Here is a 23,349-nt window from a genome sequence, read left to right as displayed (position 1 = left end):
TTCGTGATCTAAAGGGGACCTCCACATTCACGCGGCGAAAGAACCGTACCTGACGTGCCTATTTCCATGGTCATGCGAGTCGAGCTCATAAGGACCTCGTCCGAATGGGCCATTCCCACTCCCTCGGATGGGGACTTCACCACGTTTAGGGCCACGGAAATACTCCTCCCGGCACCCTCGGAGTCCTGAGGGTGCAGCAATTCCGAGGGGACGAACATGAGCTCAGAGACGCAGGTGTCCGGTTCGGACAGCAGCGGCGATCGGCCGGGCGGTCGTGGGGTACCGCCCGTACACGAGATTCGGGTCGGCGTGGTGGGTGTCGGCTACTGGGGCTCGAAACAACTTCGCGTCATGCGCGCCACCCCCGGGGTGACCCGGGTCGTCGCCATCGACGCGCGGCTGCCACTGCTCTCCGGCATGGCACACCTGCTGGCGACCGGCGAGGGGTTCACCTCGCTGGAGGCGGCGCTTCCGCACGTCGACGCGGTCGTGATCGCCACCCCGCCGGCCACGCACGTCCCGCTGGGGCTGGCTGCCATCCGGGCCGGCAAGCACGTGCTCATCGAGAAGCCGCTGGCCACCACGGCGGCCGGAGCCGAGGAGCTGATCCAGGCGGCCAAGGAGGCCGGGGTCACGCTCATGGTGGGGCACACGTTCGAATACAACGGCGCGGTCTGGATGCTCCGCGAGCTGATCCAGTCGCGCGAGCTCGGCGACCTGTACTACCTGGACAGCTCCCGGCTCAACCTGGGGCTCTACCAGAGCGACGTCAACGTGGTGTTCGACCTGGCGCCGCACGACATCTCGATCGCCAACCACGTGCTCGGTGCCACGCCGACCTCGGTGCAGGCGTGGGGCGCCCGGCACATCGACCCGGCGTTCGAGGACGTCGCGCACCTCCAGCTCGGCTACGACGACATCGGTGTGCAGGCGCACATCCACGTGAGCTGGCTGGACCCGCGCAAGGTCCGGCTGATCACCGCGGTCGGTTCCAAAAAGATGGCCGTGTACGACGACACGAATGCCGAGGAGCGGATCCGCGTCCACGACAAAGCGGTCCGCCGCGGCACCGAGGGCGGCACCGGCGGCGGATCCGGCGCCATGCAGTACCACCACGGACCGGTCACCTCGCCGGTGGTCCGGTTCGACGAACCGCTCGCCGTCCAGGCCCGGCACTTCGTCGACTGCCTGACGACCGGCGCGCAACCGCGCACCGACGGCGCCAGCGGGCTCGCCGTCGTACAGGTCATCGAGGCTGCCCAGCTCTCCCTGGCCCAGGAACGCAAGGTGCTGATCAGCGAGATCGCCGGCGACGCCGGCGCGTCCGGGCTCGTCCCGGTGCCGGGGCAGCGGCTCCGGGCGCCGGTCACCGCGTGATCCCGATCCAGCCCCCGCCACGACTGCGAGGAACTGCCATGCAGCCTGTCACCGAAGTTCCGTTCACCGACCTCAGCGCCATGGCACACGAGGTGTGGCCGGACATTCAGACCCCGTACATCGAGGCCCTGCTCCAGGGCCGTTACGTCGGCGGCGCCGCGGTCGCCGATTTCGAGACCCGGTTCGCCCAGTACTGCGACACCGGCCACGCGGTCGGCGTCGCCAACGGCACCGACGCCCTGCAGATCACCCTGCAGGCGCTCGGCATCGGCCCCGGCGACGAGGTGATCGTGCCCGCCAACACGTTCATCGCCACCGCCGCCGCGGTGGTCCGGGTCGGCGCGACTCCTGCCTTCGTCGATGTCGACCCGGACTCACTGCTGATGACGCCGGACCTGCTGGCCGCGGCCATCACCCCGCGCACCAGCGCGGTGATCGCGGTCCACCTCTACGGCAACATGTCCGACATGGACGGCCTGCTCGCGGTCGCCGACAAGGCCGGCATCCCGCTGGTCGAGGACGCCGCCCAGGCGCACGGCGGCGAGTGGCGCGACCGGCGGGCCGGCTCGTTCGGCGTGGCCGGGTGCTTCAGCTTCTATCCCGGCAAGAACCTGGGTGCGTTCGGCGACGCCGGCGCGGTGGTCACCGGCGACGCCCACCTCGCCGAGAAGGTGCGCAGCCTGGCCAACCACGGCCGCACCGGCGGGGCCAACCACTACGAGCACTCGTTCGTGGGCACCAACAGCCGGCTGGACGCCCTCCAGGCGATCGCGCTCGGTGCCAAGCTGTCCAGGAACGAGGAGTGGACCGAGGCGCGAATCGCGTTCGCCGACCGTTACCGCAAGGAACTGGCCGGTTCGGGCGTGCGGCTCACCGAGGTGGCCCCGCTGGCCCGGCACGTATATCACCTGATGGTGGTGCGGGTGACGGACCGGGCCCGGGTGCAGGGCGTGCTCGCCGCGGCCGGGATCCAGACCGGCGTGCACTACCCGGTCCCCTGCCACCAGCAGCCGCCGTTGCAGCGCTACGCGACCGGCCCGCTGCCGGTCAGCGAACAGGCCGCCGGCGAGCAGTTCTCGCTGCCGCTGTTCCCGCACATGAGCCGGTCGCAGGTGGACCGGGTCTGCGAGGTGCTGGTCGAGGCGGTGGAGACGCCGTGAAGACTGTGCTTACCCGCGGCGGAAAACCCCAGAGGACCCCATTATGAGGGCCGACGACGGGGTCATCGTCGGTTATCCGGTCACCCGCGCGGGTGCCGGGCCGCTGGAACTCGGGCCGGACGCCCGGCTGCGCAGCGGCACGGTGCTCTACGACGGCAGCCGGATCGGCGCGGGCCTGCAGACCGGGCACGGCGTGGTGATCCGGGAGCAGAACGAGATCGGCGCAGACGTCAGCGTGTGGAGCAACACGGTGATCGACTACGGCTGCCGGATCGGCAACCGCGTCAAGATCCACTCGAACTGCTACGTGGCGCAGTACACCGTGCTCGAGGACGACGTGTTCCTCGCGCCCGGGGTGACCATCGCGAACGACCTGTACCCCGGCGACGAGCGGTCGGCCGAGCTGATGACCGGCCCGACCATCGAGGCCGGCGCGCAGATCGGGGTCAACGTGACGATCCTGCCGTTCGTCCGGATCGGCAAGGGCGCCATCATCGGGTCCGGGTCGGTGGTCACCCGCGACGTCCCGGCCGGCATGGTCGCGTACGGGAACCCGGCCGTGGCCCACCGCGCCGTAGCCGACCTGCCGGACGTCGGGAAACGCGTCGCCGAGCTGCGGGAACGGTCATGAAACGGGCGCTCGACCTGGCCCTGGCCGGGCTCGGGCTGCTCCTGCTGTCGCCGCTGCTGGCGGCGCTCTGGCTCGCGGTCCGGCTCACCTCGCCCGGCCCCGCGGTCTTCCGGCAGGAGCGGCTCGGCCTGCACCAGCGGCCGTTCACCATGTACAAGTTCCGCTCGATGAGCGTCGGCAACAGCGACGCCGCCCACCGCGCCTACGTGAGCCGGATGCTCACCTCGGACGGCACCGGCACCGAACGGGTCAACGGACTGTACAAGCTGGACGGTGACCCCCGGGTCACCCCGCTCGGCGGCTGGCTGCGCCGGACCAGCCTGGACGAGCTGCCGCAGCTGGTGAACGTGCTGAAGGGCGAGATGTCGCTGGTCGGCCCGCGGCCGGTGCTCGCCTGGGAGGCGGCGCTGTTCCAGCCCGAGGCGCTGGCCCGGTTCCAGACCCGGCCGGGACTCACCGGGCTGTGGCAGGTCAGCGGCCGCAACATGCTGACCATGCCGCAGGCGCTCGCGCTCGACGTCGAGTACGTGCGCCGGCAGAGCCTCTGGCTGGACATCTCCATCCTGGTCCGGACGCTTCCCGCCCAGCTGCGACGCGGCGCGGCATGACCGACTGCACCGGAGCGAGCGAAGCGGGCCTAGGGCCAGAAGGGCATGCCAAGGTGAGCTCAGGATGACGGTCGCCCCCGTCCGCGACCGCCCGGAGGCGGTCGCGGACACACCGATCGAGTCGCCGGCGGCCGCCGTCGGCGACTCGATGACGGTCGCCGTCTGGACGGCGATCAGCCGGGGCACCGGGGTGATCCGCGGCGTGGTGATCGCCGCGGTCCTCGGCGCCACCCTGTTCGCCAACACCTACCAGTTCACCAACTCGCTGCCCAACCTGGTCTTCTACGGGTTCCTGGGCGGCTCGATGCTGTCTTCGCTACTCATCCCCGCGCTGGTCCGGCACGTCGACACCGCCGACCGGGCCGGCGCGGAACGGGTGGCCGGCGGGTTCCTCGGCATCGTCGGGGTGGGCGCCGCGGCGCTCACCCCGCTGGCCCTGCTGATCGCGCCGGTCGCGCTGCACCTGGCCGCGCCCGGCGGCCAGGCCCGCACCGGCATGCTGCTGGTGCTCATGCTGCTGCCGCAGATCCCGCTGTACGGCCTGGTCGCCACGGCCGGCGCGGCGATGAACGCGCACGGCCGGTTCGCCCTGGCCGCGGCCGCGCCGTCGCTGGAGAACATCGGCATCGTCGTGGTGCTGGCGCTGGTGGCGGTGCTCTACCCCGGGATCGGCGGCCTCGAGCAGGCGCCGACCGGGGCGCTGCTGCTGCTCGGCCTCGGCACCACCGGCGCGGTCGGCCTGCACGCGGCGGCGCAGTGGTATGGCGCGCGCCGGGCCGGGGTGCGGCTGCGGCCCCGGCGCGGCTGGCGCGACCCCGAGGTGCGCAAGGTGCTCGGCCGGTCGCTGCCGTCGCTGGGCCAGGCCGCGCTCGCCGCGCTCCAGCTGCTGATCCTGCTGGTGTTCGCGAACCGGGTGGCCGGCGGCGTGGTCGCGTTCCAGCTCGCGATGAACTTCTATTTCCTGCCGATCGCGCTGGGCGCCACCCCGGTGGCGCTCTCGCTGGCCCCCCGGCTGGCCCGGCTGCACGCCGCCGGCGACCGGGCCGCGTTCCGCGACACGTTCGTGAACGGGCTGGTGTTCGCCCTTTTCATCGCGGTGCCCGCGGCGGCCGGCTACCTGTCGATCCGGGAACCGATCGCGCAGGCCATCGCGTACGGCGGGTTCGCCACCGACGCCGGCACCGCGCTGATCGCGGCGTCGCTGGGCGCGCTCGCGGTCGGTGTGCTCGGCGAGACCGCGTTCCTGGTCGCCACCTACGCCTGTTACGCGCGGGAGGACACCCGCACCCCGATGTACGCGATGCTCGCTCAGCTCGGCGTGTGCGTGGCCGGCGCGTGCGTGGCACCGGCGCTGGACGGGCCGGCGGTGCTTGCCGTGCTCGGCCTGTCGATGACGGCCGGCACCCTGGTCGGCGCCGCGGTGCTGGTGGCCCGGCTGCTGCGCGACCTCGGACCGGGCCGCGAGCCGCTGGCCCGGCCGGTGCTGCGGATCGGCGGCGTGGCGCTGCTCATGGCCGGCCCCGCCTACCTGGTCGGCCGGGTGCTGACCGGGCTGGTCGGCGGCGGCGCGGGCGGCGTGCTCGGGGTGCTGGCCGCGGCCGTGGTGGGCGCGGTCGTCTACTTCGGGGTGCAGGCCTGGCTGGACGCGCCGGAGCTGCGCTGGATCACCGAGTCGGTGCGGGCCAAGCTGGGCCGCTCAGGACCGGGCCACTCAAGACTGGGCCTGCGGGGGCGGCGGATCCGCCGGCCGCGCCGGGACGCGGGGCCGCTGGCCAGCCTGGCGCTACTGGTGGCGACGGCCGGGCTCGGCGCGCTGGCCGGGCTCAACCCGGTCGCGGCCGGGATCGTGGTGGCGGCCGGGATCGTGGGCGCCTGCGTTTACGTGTGGCCGGCCACCGCGGCGTACCTGCTGATCTTTTTGACCCCGCTGACCGCCGGGATCGACCGCGGCACGCTGATGCCGGTGCTGCGCCCCAACGAGGCCCTGGCCGTGCTGGTCGGTCTGGCGCTGGCGGTGCGGTGGCTGGTCAGGTTGCGGGTCGGCACCTTCCGGATGCCGTCGATGAACGCGATCGACTGGTCGCTGATCGGGCTCGCGGTGTTCACCTCGGTGGTGCCGCTGGCCATGATGGGTGCCCGCAGCCGCGAGATCATCGCCGACGACTACCAGTACGCCATCGTGCTCTGGAAGTACCTGGCGGTCTACTTCATCATCCGGTTCAGCCTCACCGACCGGCGGCAGGCGATGCGCGCGGTGGTGCTGTCGATCGTCTCGTCCTGCATCGTCAGCGTGATCGGCATCCTCCAGTCGCTCGACCTGTTCGGCGTGCCCAAGCTGCTCACCCTGCTGTACGCGCCGTTCGGCGCCGAGCGGGTGCTGTCGATCGGCCGGGGCAGCTCCACACTGGCCCTGGCCGCCGCCGTCGCCGACCTGGCGATCCTCAACCTGGCCCTGGCCATCGGCCTGCTGCTCAACGGCAACCGGCACCGCTGGCTGCTCGGCGGGGCGGTGCTGATCTGCGTGTTCGGCGCGCTCGGCGCCGGCGAGTTCTCCACCGTGATGGGCATGCTGACCGCGATGGCCGCGATCGTGCTCATCACCAAGGCCACCAGGCTGGTCGGATACGCGCTGCCGCTGCTTCTGCTCGGCGGCATCGTGATGTGGCCGGTGATCGAGACCCGGCTGCTGGGCTTCCAGAGCGCGTCCGGGCTGCCGGACAGCTGGATCGTCCGGCTGCACAACCTGAACACCTACTTCCTGCCGCACATCTACGCCGACCACAACTGGATCTTCGGCGTGCGGCCGTCGGCCCGGGTACCGGCCTCGCACGAGGAGTTCGGCTGGGTGTGGATCGAGAGCGGCTACATCTGGCTGCTCTGGGGCGGCGGCATTCCACTGCTGGCCGCGTACGTCTCCTGGGTTGTGGTCTGCCTGCGCCGCGGCATCGACGCGGCCCGCCGGGCCGCCGGCGTGGTCTCCACGGTCGGCCTCGCGGTGGCGTCCTATGTGGCGGCCAACGTCCTGCTCATGCTGTTCGACCCGCATCTCACCTACCGGGGCGCCGCCGACGCCCTGCTGGTGATGCTGGCCATCCTGCGCAACCTCGGCGAGACGGAGCGCACCGCACATCCGGAACGGGTGACGAATTGACCAGACCCATCCGAGTCCTGCTGATGGTGGAGAACGTGGCGCTGGGCCGCGACCACCGGCTGCGAAAACACACCTCGGCGCTGGTGGCGGCCGGGATGCAGGTGACCGTCATCTGCCGCCGCGACCCGGCCAACCGGGAGAACCCGCAGGTCCGGGTGTTCGACTACCCGGCCCGCGACGGGGTGAGCAAGCTGGGGTTCATGGCCGAGTACGCGTGGTCGCTGCTGGCCGCGGCCGTGCTCACGGTACGGGCGATGTTCTCCGGCGGCGTCGACGTGGTGCAGGTGTCCAGCACCCCGGACATCTACTTCCTGCTGGCCGGGCCGCTCAAGCTGCTCGGCAAGCGGGTGGTGTTCGACTTCAAGGACCTCTCCCCCGAGATCTACGAGGCCCGCTACCACAGCACCGAGGGCACCATGTACCGGCTGCTGCGCTTCTTCGAGCGGGCCAGCCTGCGCACCGCCGACCAGGTGGTGGCGGTCAACGGCGCGGTCCGCGAGGTGGCGATGCGCCGCGGCGGCCTGCCGGACGAGCGGATCACCGTGGTCGGCAACGGGCCGCGGCTGGCCGACGTCACCCCGCGGCCGGAGCGCCCGGAACTGCGCCGCGGCCACCGGCACCTGGCCGTGCTGGCCGGGATGATGGGCCCGCAGGACGGTATCGACCTGGCCGTGGCGGCGATCGATCACCTGGTCCACCGGCTGGGCCGCACCGACACGCAGTTCACCTTCGTGGGCGTCGGCGACTACGTGCCGCTCGCCGAGCGGTACGTCGCCGAGCACCGGCTCGGCGAGTGGGTGAGCTTCCCGGGCTGGGTCACCCGGGACGAGGTCTACGACCACCTGAGCACCGCGGACCTGGGCCTCGAGCCCAACCTCGAGGAGTTCGTGACCCCGGTGAAGGCGATGGAGTACATGGCGTTCGGGCTGCCGTTCGTCGCGTTCGACGTGGCCGAGACCCGGTTGATGGGCGCGGACGCGGCCGAGTTGGTCGCCAAGGGCGACGTGGTCGCGTTCGCGGAACGGATGGACGCGCTGCTGGCCGACCCGGGGCGGCGGCACCGGCTGGCAGCGAACGGCGAGCGCGCGGTGCGTGAGCGGCTCGCCTGGGATCGGCAGCAGATCCCGTACGTCGCGATGGTGGAGCGGTTGGCCACCGGACGGCGGAGCCCGGTAAAGATCAACTCGGCAGGAGGCAGGCCGGCATGACGGCGAACGGGGGCCCGGCGCGGTTGTTGCGCGTGTACGGGCTGTGGATTGTGCTGGTGACCGTCGTGGTCATGGCGGCGGGTTACGGGGTCAGCATGCTGGCACCCACCGAGTACCGCTCGGCCGCGATCGTGGTGGTCGAGGCCCGGGTGCGGGCGAACACGACACCGCTGCAGCCCGAGATGGGCACCGAGAAGGAACTGGCCCAGTCCGGCCTGGTGGTGCGCCCCGCGGCGAACCGGCTCGGGCTGGACCCGGGCGACCTGGCCGACGGGCTGACCGTGTCGGTGGCGCCGGACGCGAACGTGCTCACGTTCGCCTACGACGCGCCGGACGCGGACACCGCGCAGCGGCGGGCGCAGGCGCTGGCCGAGGCGTACGTGGACTACCGCAACTCGGGCGAGCTGGCGCAGCAGTCCAAGACCGCGACCGCGGCCGAGAAGGCGACCGCGTCGGCCACCGCGAACGCGCACGCCACCCTGGTCACCCCGGCGTACCACCCGGACCAGCCGCAGGCCCGTCCGGTCTGGATCGACACCGGCATCGGCCTGGTGCTGGGCCTGCTGCTGGGCGTCGGCACGGCGCTGGTGCGCGACCGGATGAGCGACCGGGTCCGCGGCCGCGCCGACCTCGAGAAGATCACCGGGCTCACCGTGCTGGCCACCGTGCCGCGTTCGCGCCGTCCGCACGGCCCGGACGCGAGCCGGCCGGTGCTGCTGCGCGCGCCCGAGTCGCCGACCGCCGAGTCGTACCGCTATCTGCGCTCGCGCCTGCAGCCGCTGCTGGCCCGGGAGGCCGCCGGCTCGGTGCTGGTGGCCAGCGCGCACGAGGGCGAGGGCCGCAGCGCCACCGCCGCCAACCTGGCGCTGGCCATGGCCCAGGCCGGCCGCACGGTCATCCTGGTCGACGCCGACCTGCGCCACCCGGCCCAGCACACGATGTTCGGCCTGGGCGACGAGCGCGGGCTGACCGGCGTGCTGTCCGGCGAGGTGGCGCTGGACGACGCGCTCCAGAAGGGCCCGGTGCCGCGGCTGTGGGTGCTTCCCGCGGGCGCCGGCGCCGACCGGGTCACCGACCTGCTGGAGGGCCCGCGGCTGGGCCGGATCCTGCGCACCCTGCGCAAGCAGTGCGACGTGGTGGTGCTGGACTCGGCCGCGGTGCTCAGCGTCTCGGACGCGATCGCGCTGGCCACGCACAGCGACCACGTGCTGCTGGTGGCCGACTACCGGCGCAGCACCCGGGCCGGGGTGGCCCGGGCGCTCACCGAACTCGGCGAGGTGGTGGCCGGCAACGTCAGCGGCGTCCTCGTCAACGCTCCCAAAAGCGCCGGTGGCCTGGTCCCCGGTGCCCGCGAGGGGGCGAACGGCGCCACCCCGCCGGACGACGACCCGTTCGCGCTGCTGGACGGTGCCGACGAGCGGCCCGCACCGGCGTTCGGGTCGGCCACGGTGCCCCCGGCGCTACCCCCCAAGGCCGCCGGTGCGGCCTCGACCCTGTACACCTCGTCCGCAGCGGCACCGGTGAAGTCGTCGAACACCCCGGTCAAGGCGCACCACGGACCGGTCAAGGCGCGCGCCAACGGGATCGAGAACGGGGCCGCGGTGCCGACCCCGCGGGGCGGCACCGACGGGCGGTAACGGCATCAGGTCGCGGCGAGCCGGCGCTTCACCTCCGCACCCCAGCGGGGCGTCGGCTCGCCGTCCCAGTTCCGCACCAGCGACCAGCAGTCGCCCCACGGGTTCCAGCTCCACGCGGTCCAGCCGGCGCCGTGCCGGTCCAGCCAGTCCAGGGTCAGCGGCGCCCAGCCGTCGGCCCGGACCGCGGTGCTCGGGCAGCGGTCGTCCACGCCGGCCGAGCCGACCGTCAGGGTGGGCCCGACCTCGCCGGCCACCAGCGGCACCTGCGCCGCGATCGGCGCCAGGTCGCGGTCGTAGCAGCGCAGGTCGGCGCAGTACTCGTTGAACGAGTACGCGTGGAAGGACGCGGCCAGCTGCCCGGCCGGGTCCTCGGGCCGGTACTTCAGCCAGCCGGTCATCCCCTCGGCCCAGTGGATGCCGCCGGCCAGCACCACGGCCGTCGAGCCGGTGCCGCGGACCGCCGCGATCAGTTCGTTCATCCCGGCCGCCACATAGGGCTCGCCGGTGTTCTCCGAGGTCTGCGTGCAGCCGCCGTCCCGCCAGCACCGCCAGGCCCGCTCGGTGTCCGTCTCGGCGTACGGGTAAGGCTCGTTGAACAGGTCGAAAACCACCGCCCCGGTGCGGAACGTGGCCGCCACCGAGCGCCAGAACTCCGGGCTGTGGTCGCGGTCGGGCATCGGCTCCTGCTCCTTGGAGACGCCGCTGCCGGGCGCGCTGCGGTGCAGGTCGAGGATCGCCACGAAGCCGTTCTCGTTGAGCCGCCGCACCAGGTCGCGCACCGCGGCCCGGTACTTCTCCCCGGCGAACGCGGCCGGCGCCGCGGGCAGCCCCAGCCAGCACTGCTCGTTCAGCGGCACCCGGACCGCGTTGGCGCCACGCCACCGGCGCATGGCCGCCAGCACCGCGGTGTCCGGTGCCCGTTCGTCACCGGTGTCGAAGAGGCCGTCACCCTCGATGCAGGTGTACTCGCCGCCGGCGTGGTTGAAGCCGCGCAGCCGCACGGTCCGCCCGGCCTGGTCGACCAGGCGGTTGCCGTCGACCCGGACACCGGTGACCGGTTGCGGCGGTGGCCCCGCCGGCTCGGGCGGTGCGCTGCGGCATCCGGCACTCGCGGTGACCAGCACGACGGGCATGGCAAGGCGCAACCAGCGCGACAAAACGGGCCCCCTCCACTCGCTCGGCTCCAGGATGGCGGCCGCCGGCGGGGACCGCATCACCCGCCCAGGCGATCATCGGTTAGGTTAGGCATGCCTAAATCAGAGGAGGTCCGGGTGACACAGGCGTGGCGGTTCTTCACCACCGAAGTGCGGCAGGTCCAGCGACTGAGCCCGAACTTCGTCCGGGTCACGTTCACCGGCGACGATCTCGACCGGTTCGCCGACAACGGCTTCGACCAGCGGATCAAGCTGATCCCGCCGTTGCCCGGCGCCGGGCTCGCCCACCTGCCGACCGGGCCGGACTGGTACACCGCATGGCGCGGGCTGCCCGAGGAGCAGCGCAATCCGATCCGCACGTACACGGTCCGGGCGGTACGCCCCGGCCTGCGCGAGGTGGACGTCGACATGGTGCTGCACGGGGTGCACGGCCCGGCGTCGCGCTGGGCCAGCGAGGCCGGGCCCGGCTCGGTCGCCTGCCTGCTCGGGCCGAACGCCGACCACGACGGCGCGCACGGCGGCATCGACTTCCACCCGCCCGCGCACACCGACACCCTGCTGCTCGGCGGCGACGAGACCGCGGTGCCGGCGATCTGCTCGATCCTCGCCTGCCTGCCACCGGACGCGACCGGCGAGGCCCTGCTCGAGGTTCCGGCGGCCGGCGACATCCTGGACGTGACCGCGCCGCCCGGCGTCCGGGTGACCTGGCTGCCGCGCGGCGGTGCGGCACACGGCGAGCGCCTGGTCCCGGCCCTGCGCGCGGCGGTGCGCCGCATCCTGGGCGACCAGGCCCCCGCGCCGGACGGCGCACTCGAGGACGTGGACGTCGACCACGACGTGCTGTGGGAGGTGCCCGAGCCGGTCACCGACCGGAGCCGGTTCTACGCCTGGCTGGCCGGCGAGGCCGCGGTGATCAAGACGCTGCGCCGGCACCTGGTCGCCGAGTGCGGCGTCGACCGCGGCTCGGTCGCGTTCATGGGCTACTGGCGGCTGGGCCGGGCCGAGGGAAACTGAGAATTATCTGCGGTATTCCACCGAACGCCTTCCTCGCCGCATTCCGGTGGCTAGCGTCAAAAGGACCCGCGGTGAGGAGAGGGCCATGTGGAACACGTCGGCGCCGAGCCAGGGCCCGGTCGTTCTCCTGGTCGAGGACGATCCGGACCTGCGCGAGATGACCGGGCAGATGCTCGAGATCCGCGGCTTCCACGTGCTGGCCGCCAACGACGCGGTCTCCGCCATCACCACCTGCCGGGTGTTCGACAGCAACATCGACGTGCTGCTCACCGACCTCGGCCTGCCCGGCGTCTCGGGCGGCGAGTTGGCCCGCTCGGCGAGTGCGCTGCGGCCGCAGATGGAGATCGTCTACATCTCCGGCATCCCCCAGGACATCGCGATCAAGAAGGGCATCATCAAGGCCGGCGCGCCGTTCATCGCCAAGCCCTTCACCACCGACGTCCTGGCCGGGACCCTGCGCTCGGTGCTGGCCCGGCACAGCAGCAACGCCGCCGCCCCTTGACCCCAACCGAACTGCTACCCGGGCGGCTAACAACGGCTCCGGCGGATCCGATCCCTAACGGCGCGAGGAGGTCGCACCGAGCGGCCGGAACCGAACCAGGGGAGCCCAGGATGCAGATGTTCACCATGATCGCCGCGTACCTCCGCAGCCGCCCGAAGAACGACGAGGGCGCGACTGCCGTCGAGTACAGCCTGCTGGTGTCGCTGATCGCCGTGGTGATCATCGCCGGCGTGACCCTGTTCGGCGGTCACATCAACGACGTCTTCACGAACCTGTCCAAGAAGTTCTGATGGGAAGGCGGTAGCCGCGCCGGTGCTCCCGCGCTGTCGTCCTTCCGCTCGCCCCGGCACCGCCTCCCGGCGGGCCCGGGGCGATCAGGGCGCGGCCGCCGTGGAGATGGCGATCGTGCTGCCGCTCCTGCTGCTGCTGGTCTTCGGCCTGATCGACTTCGGCCGGGTGATGCAGCAGCAGATCCTGTTGACCGAAGCCGTACGCGAGGGCGCCCGGGTGGGCGCCCTCAACGGCACCGCGGCCGATGTGCAGGCACAGGTGGCCGGCACGGTCGGCGCGGGTGCCGCGCTCAGCTATCCGGCCATCACGGTCTGCACCAACTCCTCCACCGCGAGCGCCGACGCGACCGTCACGGCGCAGCGCACGTTCAGCGCCGCCACCCCGATCTTCTCGGTGATGCAACTGTTCGGTGGCAGCAGTTTCACGATCACGCTGTCCGCCACCGGTGTGATGGCGTGTCTAGGCTGATATAGCCGTATACGCCCCATTCACCCTTTCGGGCTATCAGAATCGGTGCATGCGCCGGCGAATCCTCATCCTGATGGTGGCGCTGGTTCTCGCCGGGCTCAGCGGGGTCGCCGTCGTCGCGTACGGCCGCGGCGCGGACCGGCGGGCCCTGGAAGGCCAGCAGGGCACCTGGGTGCTGCTGGCCACGGCCCGCATTCCGGCCGGCACCACGGGCGCCGAGATCCGCAGTCGCAAGCTCGTCCGGCAGGTGCTGATGCCGGCCCGCACGGTGCCGTCCGGCGCGCTCGTCCGGATGGAGAACGGGCTCGACGGACTCGAGCTCAACACCGAACTGCACCCGGACCAGATGCTGCTGCGCCGCCAGTTCGAGGATGCCGCGCCCACCGCGCCGAGCCCGGCGCCCACGTTCTCGCTGCCGGCCGGCAAGATCGCGGTGAGCGTCGAGCTGAGCACCGGCCGGCAGGTGGCCGGCAACGTCGACCCCGGCGCCGTCGTCAAGGTCTTCCACACGTATCCGCGCCAGGAGACCGTCGGACGGCGCCAGACCACCGACGTGGTGATCGACCGGGCCCGGGTGATCAGCGTCGGCGAGCGGGCACCCGTCGCGTCGCCCACCCCGGCGGTCAGCGTCGCACCGTCGACCGGCGCCGAGGTCGCGCCGACCGTGCTGCCCGCCGACCCGGCCGGGGGCGAGATCCTGCTGCGGTACGTGGTCACCCTCGCGGTCACCCAGAGCGAGGCCACCAGGCTGATCAACGGGTACAACGACGGATACCTGCACCTCGGCCTGGTCAGCGCGCCGGCGCCGGCCCCGTCGAAGGCCGGCCCGGCGTCATGAGCCTCTACGTCTACCTCGAGCCGGACCGCGACCGGCTGGCCCAGGTCGGCCCGCAGTTCCAGGCGATCGGCTGCGCGATCGTGCACAGCATGGCCGAGTTGGAGGCGCACCTGCCGCGCTACCCGGAGACCCTGCTGGTGATCGTCGGCGCCACCGTGGACCTGTCCGAGGTGCTGATGTTCACCGCGTACCAGCGGCTCCAGCGGCCGCTCATCGGCGTCGTCCTGGTGCGCAGGGAACTGCGGCCCGACGACGTGCTGAGCTGCCTGCGGGCCGGCGTCCGCGAGGTGGTCGAGGAGTCCGACTGGGACGGCCTGCGCAACGCCTCGTCCCGCTCGGTCGACCTGTCCAAGGCGCTGAGCACCACCCTGCGCAGCAGCACCGAGCAGTCGCCGTACGGCCGGGTGGTCACCGTGTTCGCCGGCAAGGGCGGCTGCGGCCGGACCGTGGTCGCGGTCAACCTGGCCGCCGCGCTCGCCGCCGGCGGCAGCCGCCGGATCCTGCTGATCGACCTCGACCTCCAGTTCGGCGACGTGGCGATCATGCTGAAACTGCCGCCGGACCGCAGCATCGCGGGCGCCATCGCGATGGCCGGCCGGCTCGACGAACCCGGCCTGCGCTCGGTGGTGACCAGCTACCGGCCCGGCATCGACGTCCTACTCGCGCCGTCCAGCCCGGCGCAGGCTGAGCACGTACGCCGGGAACTGATCGTGGAACTGCTCGACCTGGCCCGCCCGATCTACGACTTCATCGTGGTGGACACCCCGGCCCTGGTCACCGACCAGGTGCTCGCGGCACTCGACATCTCCGACTGGCTGCTGCCGATCGTCACGCCGGACCTGCCCACGCTCAAGACGGTCCGGCTCACTGTGGAGATGTTCGACATGCTCGACTACCCGCGCGACCGCCGGCTGCTGGTCTTCAACCGGGCCGACAGCGAAGTGGGTCTCACCGTGGCCGACGTGGAGGAGGCCATCGGCATGCCGTCGGCCGTACGGGTGCCGTCCAGTCGCGAGGTGCCGGTGTCGGTCAACCGCGGCGAGCCGCTGTACCTGACCTCGCCGGCGCACCCGTTCAGCCAGGCCGTCAGCCGGCTCGCCGACCGCTGCGCCGGCATCGACACCGCTCAGACCCACAAGCGCAGGCTGTTCGCCCGCGCCGGAAGGGCTGCCCGATGAGCCTGTCCTCCCGGCTCGGCTACGAGCCACAACGCCCGTCCGAGGAGGTCGTCGAATACCGGGACTCGGCCGCCACTCAGCGCTACCGGGCCTCCGGCCGGCAGGTCAGCGACCCGGTCTACGACGTACGCCTGCGTATCCAGCGGCGGCTCGCCGACGAACTGGGCCCCACCCTCTACACCAACCGGCCACAGGACGAGGACCTCACCGCCCGGGTCCGCGAGGTTCTCAACGACCTACTGGCCCGCGAGGAGACCCCGCTGTCCGGCGCCGACCGGGCCCGGATCACCAAGGAGGTCGTCGACGAGGTCCTCGGGCACGGGCCGATCGAGCCGCTGCTGCGCGACCCGTCGATCACCGAGGTGATGGCGAACGGCCCGAAGAGCATCTATGTCGAGCGGTACGGCCGGATCGAGCGCACCAGTGTGGAGTTCGACGACGAGGGGCACCTGCGGCGGATCATCGACCGGATCTGCGCCCGGGTGGGCCGCCGGGTCGACGAGGCCAGCCCGATGGTGGACGCCCGGCTGCCGGACGGGAGCCGGGTCAACGCGATCGTGCCGCCGATCGCCCTGGACGGCGCGTCGCTGACGATCCGGAAGTTCTCGGCCACCCCGCTGACCGTCGGCGACCTGGTCTCGTACGCCACCCTGAGCCGCGCGGCCGCCGAGTTCCTCGATGCCTGCGTCCGTGGCCGGCGCAACATCGTGGTGAGCGGCGGCACCGGCTCCGGCAAGACCACGGTGCTCAACGTGCTGTCCGGCTTCGTGCCGTCCGACGAGCGCATCGTGACCATCGAGGACGCCGCGGAGCTCCAGCTCAACCAGGATCACGTGGTACGCCTCGAGTCCCGCCCGCCCAACTCCGAGGGCCGCGGCATGGTGACCAGCCGCGACCTGGTGCGCAACGCGCTGCGGATGCGCCCCGACCGGATCGTGGTGGGCGAGGTCCGGGACAGCGCCGCGCTGGACATGCTCCAGGCCATGAACACCGGCCACGACGGCTCGCTGACCACGCTGCACGCCAACACCCCGCGGGACGCGCTGGCCCGGCTCGAGACCATGGTGCTGATGGCCGGCATGGACCTGCCGATGCGGGCGATCCGCGACCAGATCGCCTCGGCCGTCGACCTGATCATCCAGATCACCCGGTTCAAGGACGGCGGCCGCAAGGTCACCCACATCACCGAGGTGGTCGGCATGGAGGGCGACACCATCACCCTGCAGGACCTGTTCCTCTTCGAGGTGGCCGGCGACGCCGGTCCGATCCAGCTCTCCGCGCTGCGCCCCACCGGCATCCGGCCGCGCTTCGGCGAGAGCCTGGCGATGTACGGGGTGACGCTGCCGCCCGCCCTGTTCACCGGTGGTGGCCGGCGGTGAGCGGCTGGGGCCCGGTCGCCGTGGCGGGGACCGTGCTGGCGGTCTTCCTGCTGGTCTGGGCGGTGCTGGGCAGCACGGTCGGCCGCACCATCGAGCAGCGCCGGCTGGCCTCGCTGAAAGTCTTCACGGCCACCGAGCCCAAGCCGGCCGACCCGCCGTTCCACCAGTTCCGCGAGACCCTGGGCCAGGCGGTGGACGAGGTGCCGGCGCTGGCCCGGTTCGCCGCCCGCAGCGAGCCGCTGCTCGACCAGCTGGAGAACTCGGCGCGGCCCGCCGAGTGGCTGGCCCTGCGCGCCGCCGGCGCGGTGGCCGGCGCGGTGCTGCTCGCCCTGCTGCTGCCCGCCTGGCTGGGCCTGCCGGTCGGCCTGCTGATCGGCTTCAACCTGCCGACCGCGGTGCTCCAGGGCCGGATCCGGCGCCGCCGCCAGCGGTTCGCCGACGATCTGCCCGGCATCCTGCACCTGATGCTCAGCTCGCTGCGTTCCGGCTTCACGCTCCAGCAGTCGGTCGAGGCGGCGGTGCGCGACGACACCGGTCCGGTGGCCGAGGAACTGCGCCGGGCGCTGTCCGAGACCCGGATCAGCGGCGAGTTCGAGGATGCCCTGGAACGGGTCGGCGAGCGGGTCGGCAGCACCGAGATGGTCTGGCTGGTGATGGCGCTGCGGCTGCAGAAGGAGGTGGGCGGCAGCCTCGCCGAGGTCATGCAGACCACCGCCGAGACCATGCGCGAGCGGGCCGCGCTGCGCCGGCACGTGCGCACGCTGTCGGCCGAGGGCCGGATCTCGGCGTACGTGCTGACTGCCCTGCCGCTGGTGACCGGCTCGGCGCTGTTCGTGATGCGGCCCGAGTACGTCAAGCCGCTCTACACCGAACTGGCCGGCATCGCCATGTCGGTGGTGGCCATGCTGCTCATGGTGGTCGGCGTCCTCTGGTTGCGCGCCTCCGTGCGGATCGACGTCTAGCGTGGCGTCGGCCACCACCGCCCTGGCCGTCGCGGCCACCGGTGCCGCGGCCGCGGTGTCGCTGGCCGCCACCGCGGTCGCGCTGCCACCCACCCAGCGCGAGCGCATGCTGCGCATCCTGGCCGATTTCGGCGGGCAGCGGGCCGCAGCCGCCCAGCAGACCACCACCGGGCGGCTGCGGCCGGCCGTCATCCGGCTGGCCCAGCGATTCGGCGACACGATCACCCCGCCGGCGGCCCGGCAGCGGCTGACCACGCAGCTCGACTACGCCGGCAACCCGCCGAGGTGGCCGGTCGAGCGGGTGGTCCGGGCCCGGGCGGTCGGCCTCGTCGTGCTCAGCCTGCTCGGCTTCGTGATCTTCGGCCTGCTCGGGCTGGCCGGCGGCGCCCTCGCCGGGCTGCTGCTGCCCGGCATCCTGGTGCGCAACGCCGGCGAGAAGCGCCAGCGGGCGCTGGAGGCCTCCCTGCCGGACGTGCTGGACGCGCTGGTGATCGGCGTCGAGGCGGGCCTCGGCTTGGACTCGGCACTGGCCCAGGTGGCGCAGATGCTGCGCGGTCCGATGCCGGACGAGGTACGCCGGATGCTGCAGGAGATGAAGCTCGGCGTGTCCCGGTCGGTGGCTCTGCGCGCGCTGGCCGAGCGGAGCACCGTACGGGATCTCAAACGTCTGGTGACCGCCCTGGTGCAGGCCGGCGAGCTGGGCATCTCGATGGCCGGCATCCTCCGCGAGCACGCCGCCGACCAGCGCCTGCGCCGCCGCCAGCGGGCCGAGGAACAGGCGCAGAAGGTCGCCGTGAAGCTGCTGTTCCCGGTGCTGTTCTGCCTGTTCCCGGTCATCTTCGTGGTGGTGCTGGGCCCGGCCGTGCTGAACCTGATCAGCAGCTTCGGCTAGCAGATAGACAACCCGTGGGTGACCGGCCGGCTGGCCCAGGTGCGGTTCTACGACTCGGCCCCGCGTGACCTTCCTTTCAGCTTGAACCCGTACTATGCAGCACCTCACGGGAGATCGGCGGCCGCGGATCGCACGCGCGCCGCCGCGAAAGCGAAGGAGACGCGGTGCCCGCCACCAGCGACGACCGCCAGCCTGGCGACGATCCCACGGTGGTGCTGACCGCACCGCAGTCCCCCACCATCCCGGCCCAGCCATCCGCCGGCCGCACCGCACCGGCCGACCCGCCCACCGAGATCCTCCCGGCCCCGGCGACCGCCGCGGCCCCTACTTCCGCGTCCGCCAAGCCGCTCGCCGGGACGCGGCCGACAACGCTCGCCTCAGCGGCCGCCGAGCCGCCCACCGAGGTCCTGCCGGCGACCCGCGCCGCCGCCAAACCGCTCATTCCGGCGCAGACCGCCCCCTCGCATCCGCGCATATTTCCGACAAATCCGGTTTATGCCGGCGGTGGGCCGGAGCCCACGACGGCCTTGCCCGCGGCGCCCTCCTTGGCGGGATCGGCGCCTTCCTTGGCGGGATCGGCGCCTCCGCCGTCGCCAGCCCCCACTCCCCCGGGCCGGGGGCGGTGGCGCGGCCGGCGGCTGATCGTTGCGGGCACGGCGGCGGTCCTGGTCACCGGGGCCGGAGCCACCGCCGCCTACGCCACCCACGGTGACGTGCCTCGGGGCACCACCGTGTTCGGGGTCGACCTCGGCGGCAACAGCCGGGCCGAGGCCCGGGCCGCGCTGCAGCAGCACCTCGACGGCCGGGCCGCCGAACTCGCCGCGCCGGTCAAGGTGCGCATCGGCGACAAGGACGGCACGGTCAAGCCGGCCGACGTCGGGCTGCGGGTGGACGTGGACGCGACCGTCGAGGCGGCGGCCCGCGGTGGCGTCCGGCTGTTCGGCAGCCGTACCGTCGAACCGGTCACCTCGATCGACGCCACCAAGCTCGATGCCGCCCTGCGCAAGGCCTTCGGCAAGCTCGGTGCGCCGATGCGCAAGCCGGCCATCACGTTCGCCGGCACCACACCGAAGGCGACCTATCCGGAACCGGGGCAGGACCTGGACGTCACCGCCTCGGCCGACGCCGTCCGGGCCGGCTGGCTGGGCGGGCAGCCGATCACCGTGCCGACCGTGCAGGTGCACCCGGCCAGCACCAAGGAGGACGTGGACAAGCTGCTCACCACGCTGGCCCGGCCGGCCGTGGCGAGCCCGGTCACGATCACCTCCGACCGCGGCACGCTGACCGTCCCGCCGGAGGCCGTGGCGCGCAGCCTGGTCCTCACCGCGGACGACAGCGGCGCGATCAAGCCGCGTCTCGATCACGCCAAGCTGCGTACGGCTCTCGCCTCGCCCTTGGCCAGGCTGGAGACCACGGCCAGGGACGCCCGGATGACCATCTCCGGCGGCAAGCCGGCCATCACCGCCGGCGCCGAGGGGTCGGCGCTCGACCTGGCCGCGCTCGCCCCGCAACTGCTCACGGTGCTGGGGCAGAGCGACGGCCGCACGGTGGCTGCGACCGTCCGCACCGTACCCCCGAAAATGACGGCGGAGAAACTGGGGCAACTCGGCATCAAGGAGAAGGTCTCGACCTTCACCACCAAGTTCCCGGGCGGCCTGAGCTCGCCGCGCAGCCAGAACATCGTGCAGATCGCCAAGCAGGTGGACGGCGCGGTGGTGCAGCCCGGCGCCACCTTCTCGCTGAACGGGCACACCGGTGAGCGCACCTACGCGAAGGGCTACAAGGACGCCCCGGTGATCCTGGACGGCAAGCTCACCCCGGGCGTGGGCGGCGGCGCGTCGCAGTTCACCACCACGCTGTTCAACGCGACGTATTACGCCGGCCTCGAGGACGTCGAGCACAAGCCGCACTCGTACTACTTCAACCGCTACCCGTCGGTGATCGAGTCCACGATCTTCTACCCCGACCTGGACTTCAGGTTCAAGAACGACTCGCCGCACGGGGTGCTGCTCGACACCTCGTACACCAGCAGCACGATCACCGTGTCGGTGTGGAGCACCAAGGTCTGGGAGAAGGTCACCACCGAACGCAGCGCCCGCCGCAACGTCACCTCACCGCAGACGATCACGCTGCCGGCCGGCCCGGACTGCATCGCCACCGACGGGATCAACGGCTTCACCCAGGACGCCTGGCGCCTGTTCCACCAGGACGGCAAGGTCGTCAAGCGCGAGAAGTTCACCTGGAAGTACCTGGCCGAGCCGCGCTACATCTGCGGTGGCGAAGATTAGTTCTTGCAGGTCAGTGGCACTTGCCGCATTGTCGCATGCCTAGATCCGGGCATATCCTGACGGCATGTCCAAGCACCACCATCGCCATTTCGCGGTCCCGCACTCGCACGACAGCGCCGACAAGGTCGACGCCGCGCTCGAGGCGTCCCGGGACGGCATGCGCGCCCTGTGGATCTCGCTGGCCGTGCTGGGCGCGACCGCGGCGGCGCAGGCGTCGATCGTGGCGTTCTCCGGCTCGGTGGCGCTGCTCGGCGACACCCTGCACAACGTCGCCGACGCGCTGACCGCGGTGCCGCTGGGCATCGCGTTCTGGCTCGGCAGGCGGGCGGCGACCAGGGCATACACGTACGGCTTCGGCCGCGCCGAGGATCTCGCCGGCATCGTCATCGTGCTGGTGATCGCCGCGTCGGCGGTCATCGCGGCCTGGTTCGCGGTCGACCGCCTGCTCCACCCGCGCGAGATGACCCACCTGCCGTGGGTGTTCGCGGCCGGGGTGGTGGGCTTCCTCGGCAATGAGATCGTGGCCCGCTACCGCATCACGGTGGGCCGGCGGATCGGCTCGGCCGCGCTGGTGGCGGACGGCCTGCACGCCCGCACCGACGGCTTCACCTCACTGGCCGTGGTGCTGGCCGCGGCCGGCGCCTGGCTGGGCTGGGGCTGGGCCGACCCGGTCGTCGGCCTGGCGATCACGGTGGCGATCGCGTTCGTGCTCAAGGACGCGGCCCGCGAGGTGTACCGCCGCCTCATGGACCGGGTCGATCCCGAACTGGTCGACCTGGCGGAACAGACTCTGCGCGACGTCCCCGGCGTGCGCGACGTCGGCGGCCTGCGGCTGCGCTGGATCGGCCACCGCCTGCACGCCGAGGCCGCGATCGTGGTCGACGCCGACCTGACGCTGCTGGCTGCCCACGAGATCGCCGCCGACGCCGAGCACCAGCTCACCCACGGTGTCCCCCGCCTGTCGACGGCGACCGTGCACGTGGATCCGAGCACCCATCCCGGCGGCGACCACCACACCCATCTCTCGCACGAACGCCGCGACCGGCTGGCCGCGACCGCCGTCAGTCCTCCGCCGGCTCCTCTTCAGCCGCACGCCGCAGGCGCACCTGGGTGATGGCCCGGCCCTGGATCTCGGTGACCTCGGCCGTGTGCCCGTCCACCGCCACGATCTCGCCCGGCTTCTCGGGGATGTGGCCGAGCCGGGCCAGCACCAGCCCCGCGATCGTGGTGTAGTCGCCGTCGGTCAGCTTCTCCACGTCGACCCCGATGTCCGGCAGGTCGTGCACCGGGAACGTGCCCGGCAGCAGCATCGCGCCGTCGTCCTCGCGGATCACCGCCTGCACGTCCCGGTCGGTCTCGTCGTAGATCTCGCCCACGACCTCCTCGACCAGGTCCTCCATGGTGACGATGCCGTCGATGGCGCCACGTTCGTCGACCACCAGAGCCAACTGCTGACGTTGTACGCGCATCTGCCGCATCGCGTCGGACACCTTGAGGCTCTCCGGCAGGAACAGCGGGGCGAACATGTGCTCGCGGACCGGCCCGTCGGCGCTGATCAGGTCGCGCAGGTGCACGACACCGAGCACGTCGTCGAGCCCCAGCGGCCCGGTCACCGGCGCCCGCGAGTGCCCGCCCGCAACCAGTCGCGCGAGCGCCTCCCGGGCCGGCGTCTCGGCCGGCACCACCACGACGTCCCGCCGCGGCACCAGAATCTCCCGCAGGACGCGGTCCGCGATCTCGAACGCACCGCTGATGATGGTGCGCTGTTCCGGCGTGAACTCCTGCTGCTGCGTGACGAGGTCCCGGATCTCCTCGGTGGTGACCTCCTCACGCGCCGCGTTCGGGTCGGCGCCGACCAGCCGGACCACCCCGTCGGAGGTCTTGCCGAGGAGCCAGACCACCGGCCGCGACACGGTGGCGAGGAAGTCGAGGGGACGCGCCACCATGAGCGCCCACCCCTCGGCCCGCTGCATGGCGATCCGCTTCGGCGCCAACTCGCCCAGCACCAGCGTGAAGAACGTCAGAACGATGGTGACCAGCACAATGGCGACCGGCTCGGCCGCGGTGCCGAGGAACCCGAGCGGCCCGATCAGCGGCTGCGCCAGCGAGGTGGCGGCCGCCGCCGACGCCAGAAAGCCGGCCAGCGTGATGCCGATCTGAATGGTGGCCAGGAACCGGTTCGGGTCACGCGCGAGCCGCGCCAGCGTGCGCCCGGTGCGGGACCGCCGCTCCAGACGCTGCAGCTGGCTGTCGCGCAGCGAGATCAGTGCCATCTCGCTGCCGGCGAAGGCCGCGTTCAGCAGGACAAGGACAAAAACAAGGACAACTTGCCACCCATAACCGCCCACGGCGGCGACCACGCTCCTTCACGACGCTGAGATCGCAGGTTACCCACCGAAGCTGGGAACCATTCCAGCCCCGCCACGTTGTCTGCGCCACCGTCGGCCTGTCTCGTTGGCCTGCGCCGCTGGCGCACGGCGCCGCCGTCGAGTCGATCATCGATCGCGGCGCCACTGTGACCGGCTTCAGCACGATGTCACGGCACCAGAAGACACGAATCGGTTGCCCGGACGAAGACAAATACCACCTCGCCGGCGGGCTTGATTAAAAA

At 72.2% G+C, this 23,349-nt stretch carries 20 protein-coding genes; 18 read left to right on the top strand and 2 right to left on the bottom strand.

The window, feature by feature from the left end; all coding sequences use genetic code 11:
- Window positions 1-216: 216 nt before the first annotated feature.
- The 7 genes from Ari01nite_RS29420 to Ari01nite_RS29390 all read left to right on the top strand — a co-directional run bounded on the left by Ari01nite_RS29420 (window position 217) and on the right by Ari01nite_RS29390 (window position 9,772).
- Window positions 217-1,377 (top strand): Gfo/Idh/MocA family protein, encoded by a 1,161-nt coding sequence (locus tag Ari01nite_RS29420; protein ID WP_203785464.1) that lies wholly within the window; start codon window positions 217-219, stop codon window positions 1,375-1,377.
- A 38-nt stretch (window positions 1,378-1,415) separates the two neighbouring features.
- Window positions 1,416-2,537, top strand: coding sequence for a DegT/DnrJ/EryC1/StrS family aminotransferase (locus Ari01nite_RS29415; protein ID WP_203785463.1), 1,122 nt, complete (start codon window positions 1,416-1,418; stop codon window positions 2,535-2,537).
- 43 nt (window positions 2,538-2,580) lie between these two features.
- Complete coding sequence (locus Ari01nite_RS50985; RefSeq protein WP_203785462.1) at window positions 2,581-3,168, top strand: acyltransferase; 588 nt, start codon at window positions 2,581-2,583, stop codon at window positions 3,166-3,168.
- Window positions 3,165-3,776, top strand: a complete 612-nt coding sequence (locus tag Ari01nite_RS29405; protein ID WP_203785461.1) for a sugar transferase — start codon at window positions 3,165-3,167, stop codon at window positions 3,774-3,776. The genes Ari01nite_RS50985 and Ari01nite_RS29405 overlap by 4 nt, the downstream gene beginning before the upstream one ends.
- A gap of 64 nt (window positions 3,777-3,840) precedes the next feature.
- Entirely contained in the window at window positions 3,841-6,927 is a 3,087-nt protein-coding gene (gene murJ, locus Ari01nite_RS29400) for a murein biosynthesis integral membrane protein MurJ (RefSeq protein ID WP_203785460.1), read from the top strand.
- Window positions 6,924-8,135 (top strand): glycosyltransferase family 4 protein, encoded by a 1,212-nt coding sequence (locus Ari01nite_RS29395; RefSeq protein ID WP_203785459.1) that lies wholly within the window; start codon window positions 6,924-6,926, stop codon window positions 8,133-8,135. Before murJ ends, Ari01nite_RS29395 begins: the two co-directional genes overlap by 4 nt.
- A complete protein-coding gene (locus Ari01nite_RS29390; protein WP_203785458.1) occupies window positions 8,132-9,772 on the top strand; it encodes a tyrosine-protein kinase domain-containing protein in 1,641 nt (546 codons plus the stop codon). The genes Ari01nite_RS29395 and Ari01nite_RS29390 overlap by 4 nt, the downstream gene beginning before the upstream one ends.
- Window positions 9,773-9,777: 5 nt before the next feature.
- Here Ari01nite_RS29390 and Ari01nite_RS29385 read toward each other — a convergent pair whose 3' ends face one another.
- Window positions 9,778-10,905 (bottom strand): glycoside hydrolase family 5 protein, encoded by a 1,128-nt coding sequence (locus Ari01nite_RS29385; RefSeq protein WP_203785457.1) that lies wholly within the window; start codon window positions 10,903-10,905, stop codon window positions 9,778-9,780.
- Between the two features lie 114 nt (window positions 10,906-11,019).
- Between Ari01nite_RS29385 and Ari01nite_RS29380 the strand changes: the two genes are divergently transcribed.
- The 11 genes from Ari01nite_RS29380 to Ari01nite_RS29330 all read left to right on the top strand — a co-directional run bounded on the left by Ari01nite_RS29380 (window position 11,020) and on the right by Ari01nite_RS29330 (window position 21,852).
- On the top strand, window positions 11,020-11,940 hold the full coding sequence (locus Ari01nite_RS29380; RefSeq protein WP_203785456.1) for a siderophore-interacting protein: 921 nt from the start codon (window positions 11,020-11,022) through the stop codon (window positions 11,938-11,940).
- An 85-nt stretch (window positions 11,941-12,025) separates the two neighbouring features.
- Window positions 12,026-12,442 carry a response regulator gene (locus Ari01nite_RS29375; protein WP_203785455.1) on the top strand — a complete coding sequence of 139 codons (417 nt, stop codon included), beginning with the start codon at window positions 12,026-12,028 and terminating at the stop codon, window positions 12,440-12,442.
- 110 nt (window positions 12,443-12,552) lie between these two features.
- Entirely contained in the window at window positions 12,553-12,732 is a 180-nt protein-coding gene (locus tag Ari01nite_RS29370; RefSeq protein ID WP_203785454.1) for a Flp family type IVb pilin, read from the top strand.
- Between the two features lie 100 nt (window positions 12,733-12,832).
- Window positions 12,833-13,201 (top strand): TadE/TadG family type IV pilus assembly protein, encoded by a 369-nt coding sequence (locus Ari01nite_RS29365; RefSeq protein WP_203785453.1) that lies wholly within the window; start codon window positions 12,833-12,835, stop codon window positions 13,199-13,201.
- A gap of 49 nt (window positions 13,202-13,250) precedes the next feature.
- Entirely contained in the window at window positions 13,251-14,039 is a 789-nt protein-coding gene (locus Ari01nite_RS29360) for an RcpC/CpaB family pilus assembly protein (RefSeq protein WP_203785452.1), read from the top strand.
- The gene (locus Ari01nite_RS29355; RefSeq protein ID WP_203785451.1) at window positions 14,036-15,217 is read left to right on the top strand and encodes a CpaE/TadZ family protein; all 1,182 of its coding nucleotides are present in this window, start codon (window positions 14,036-14,038) and stop codon (window positions 15,215-15,217) included. Before Ari01nite_RS29360 ends, Ari01nite_RS29355 begins: the two co-directional genes overlap by 4 nt.
- Entirely contained in the window at window positions 15,214-16,596 is a 1,383-nt protein-coding gene (locus Ari01nite_RS29350) for a TadA family conjugal transfer-associated ATPase (protein WP_203785450.1), read from the top strand. The genes Ari01nite_RS29355 and Ari01nite_RS29350 overlap by 4 nt, the downstream gene beginning before the upstream one ends.
- Window positions 16,593-17,558, top strand: a complete 966-nt coding sequence (locus tag Ari01nite_RS29345) for a type II secretion system F family protein (protein WP_203785449.1) — start codon at window positions 16,593-16,595, stop codon at window positions 17,556-17,558. Before Ari01nite_RS29350 ends, Ari01nite_RS29345 begins: the two co-directional genes overlap by 4 nt.
- Before the next feature lies 1 nt (window position 17,559).
- Window positions 17,560-18,450, top strand: coding sequence for a type II secretion system F family protein (locus tag Ari01nite_RS29340; RefSeq protein WP_203785448.1), 891 nt, complete (start codon window positions 17,560-17,562; stop codon window positions 18,448-18,450).
- A 473-nt stretch (window positions 18,451-18,923) separates the two neighbouring features.
- Window positions 18,924-20,738 (top strand): VanW family protein, encoded by a 1,815-nt coding sequence (locus Ari01nite_RS29335; RefSeq protein ID WP_438872241.1) that lies wholly within the window; start codon window positions 18,924-18,926, stop codon window positions 20,736-20,738.
- A 64-nt stretch (window positions 20,739-20,802) separates the two neighbouring features.
- Complete coding sequence (locus tag Ari01nite_RS29330) at window positions 20,803-21,852, top strand: cation diffusion facilitator family transporter (protein WP_203785447.1); 1,050 nt, start codon at window positions 20,803-20,805, stop codon at window positions 21,850-21,852.
- Here the strand turns inward: Ari01nite_RS29330 and Ari01nite_RS29325 are convergent.
- Window positions 21,800-23,086, bottom strand: a complete 1,287-nt coding sequence (locus Ari01nite_RS29325) for a hemolysin family protein (RefSeq protein WP_203785446.1) — start codon at window positions 23,084-23,086, stop codon at window positions 21,800-21,802. The two genes, Ari01nite_RS29330 and Ari01nite_RS29325, sit on opposite strands and share 53 nt — an antisense overlap.
- Window positions 23,087-23,349 lie beyond the last annotated feature (263 nt).

The organism is Paractinoplanes rishiriensis (genome assembly GCF_016862375.1).
GTDB classification, from domain to species: domain Bacteria; phylum Actinomycetota; class Actinomycetes; order Mycobacteriales; family Micromonosporaceae; genus Actinoplanes; species Actinoplanes rishiriensis.
Note: the sequence above shows the minus strand (reverse complement) of the source record. Positions and strands in the feature narration are given on the sequence as shown.

What these genes read in the sequence shown, in the direction of transcription:
- Ari01nite_RS29420 (WP_203785464.1), top strand. Translation starts at nt 217, where the DNA reads ATGAGCTCAGAGACGCAGGTGTCCGGTTCGGACAGCAGCGGCGATCGG.
- Ari01nite_RS29375 (WP_203785455.1), top strand. Translation starts at nt 12,026, where the DNA reads ATGTGGAACACGTCGGCGCCGAGCCAGGGCCCGGTCGTTCTCCTGGTC.
- Ari01nite_RS29385 (WP_203785457.1), bottom strand. Translation starts at nt 10,905, where the DNA reads ATGCCCGTCGTGCTGGTCACCGCGAGTGCCGGATGCCGCAGCGCACCG.
- Ari01nite_RS29415 (WP_203785463.1), top strand. Translation starts at nt 1,416, where the DNA reads ATGCAGCCTGTCACCGAAGTTCCGTTCACCGACCTCAGCGCCATGGCA.
- Ari01nite_RS29355 (WP_203785451.1), top strand. Translation starts at nt 14,036, where the DNA reads ATGAGCCTCTACGTCTACCTCGAGCCGGACCGCGACCGGCTGGCCCAG.
- murJ (WP_203785460.1), top strand. Translation starts at nt 3,841, where the DNA reads ATGACGGTCGCCCCCGTCCGCGACCGCCCGGAGGCGGTCGCGGACACA.
- Ari01nite_RS29390 (WP_203785458.1), top strand. Translation starts at nt 8,132, where the DNA reads ATGACGGCGAACGGGGGCCCGGCGCGGTTGTTGCGCGTGTACGGGCTG.
- Ari01nite_RS29330 (WP_203785447.1), top strand. Translation starts at nt 20,803, where the DNA reads ATGTCCAAGCACCACCATCGCCATTTCGCGGTCCCGCACTCGCACGAC.
- Ari01nite_RS50985 (WP_203785462.1), top strand. Translation starts at nt 2,581, where the DNA reads ATGAGGGCCGACGACGGGGTCATCGTCGGTTATCCGGTCACCCGCGCG.
- Ari01nite_RS29370 (WP_203785454.1), top strand. Translation starts at nt 12,553, where the DNA reads ATGCAGATGTTCACCATGATCGCCGCGTACCTCCGCAGCCGCCCGAAG.
- Ari01nite_RS29360 (WP_203785452.1), top strand. Translation starts at nt 13,251, where the DNA reads ATGCGCCGGCGAATCCTCATCCTGATGGTGGCGCTGGTTCTCGCCGGG.
- Ari01nite_RS29350 (WP_203785450.1), top strand. Translation starts at nt 15,214, where the DNA reads ATGAGCCTGTCCTCCCGGCTCGGCTACGAGCCACAACGCCCGTCCGAG.
- Ari01nite_RS29380 (WP_203785456.1), top strand. Translation starts at nt 11,020, where the DNA reads ATGCCTAAATCAGAGGAGGTCCGGGTGACACAGGCGTGGCGGTTCTTC.
- Ari01nite_RS29405 (WP_203785461.1), top strand. Translation starts at nt 3,165, where the DNA reads ATGAAACGGGCGCTCGACCTGGCCCTGGCCGGGCTCGGGCTGCTCCTG.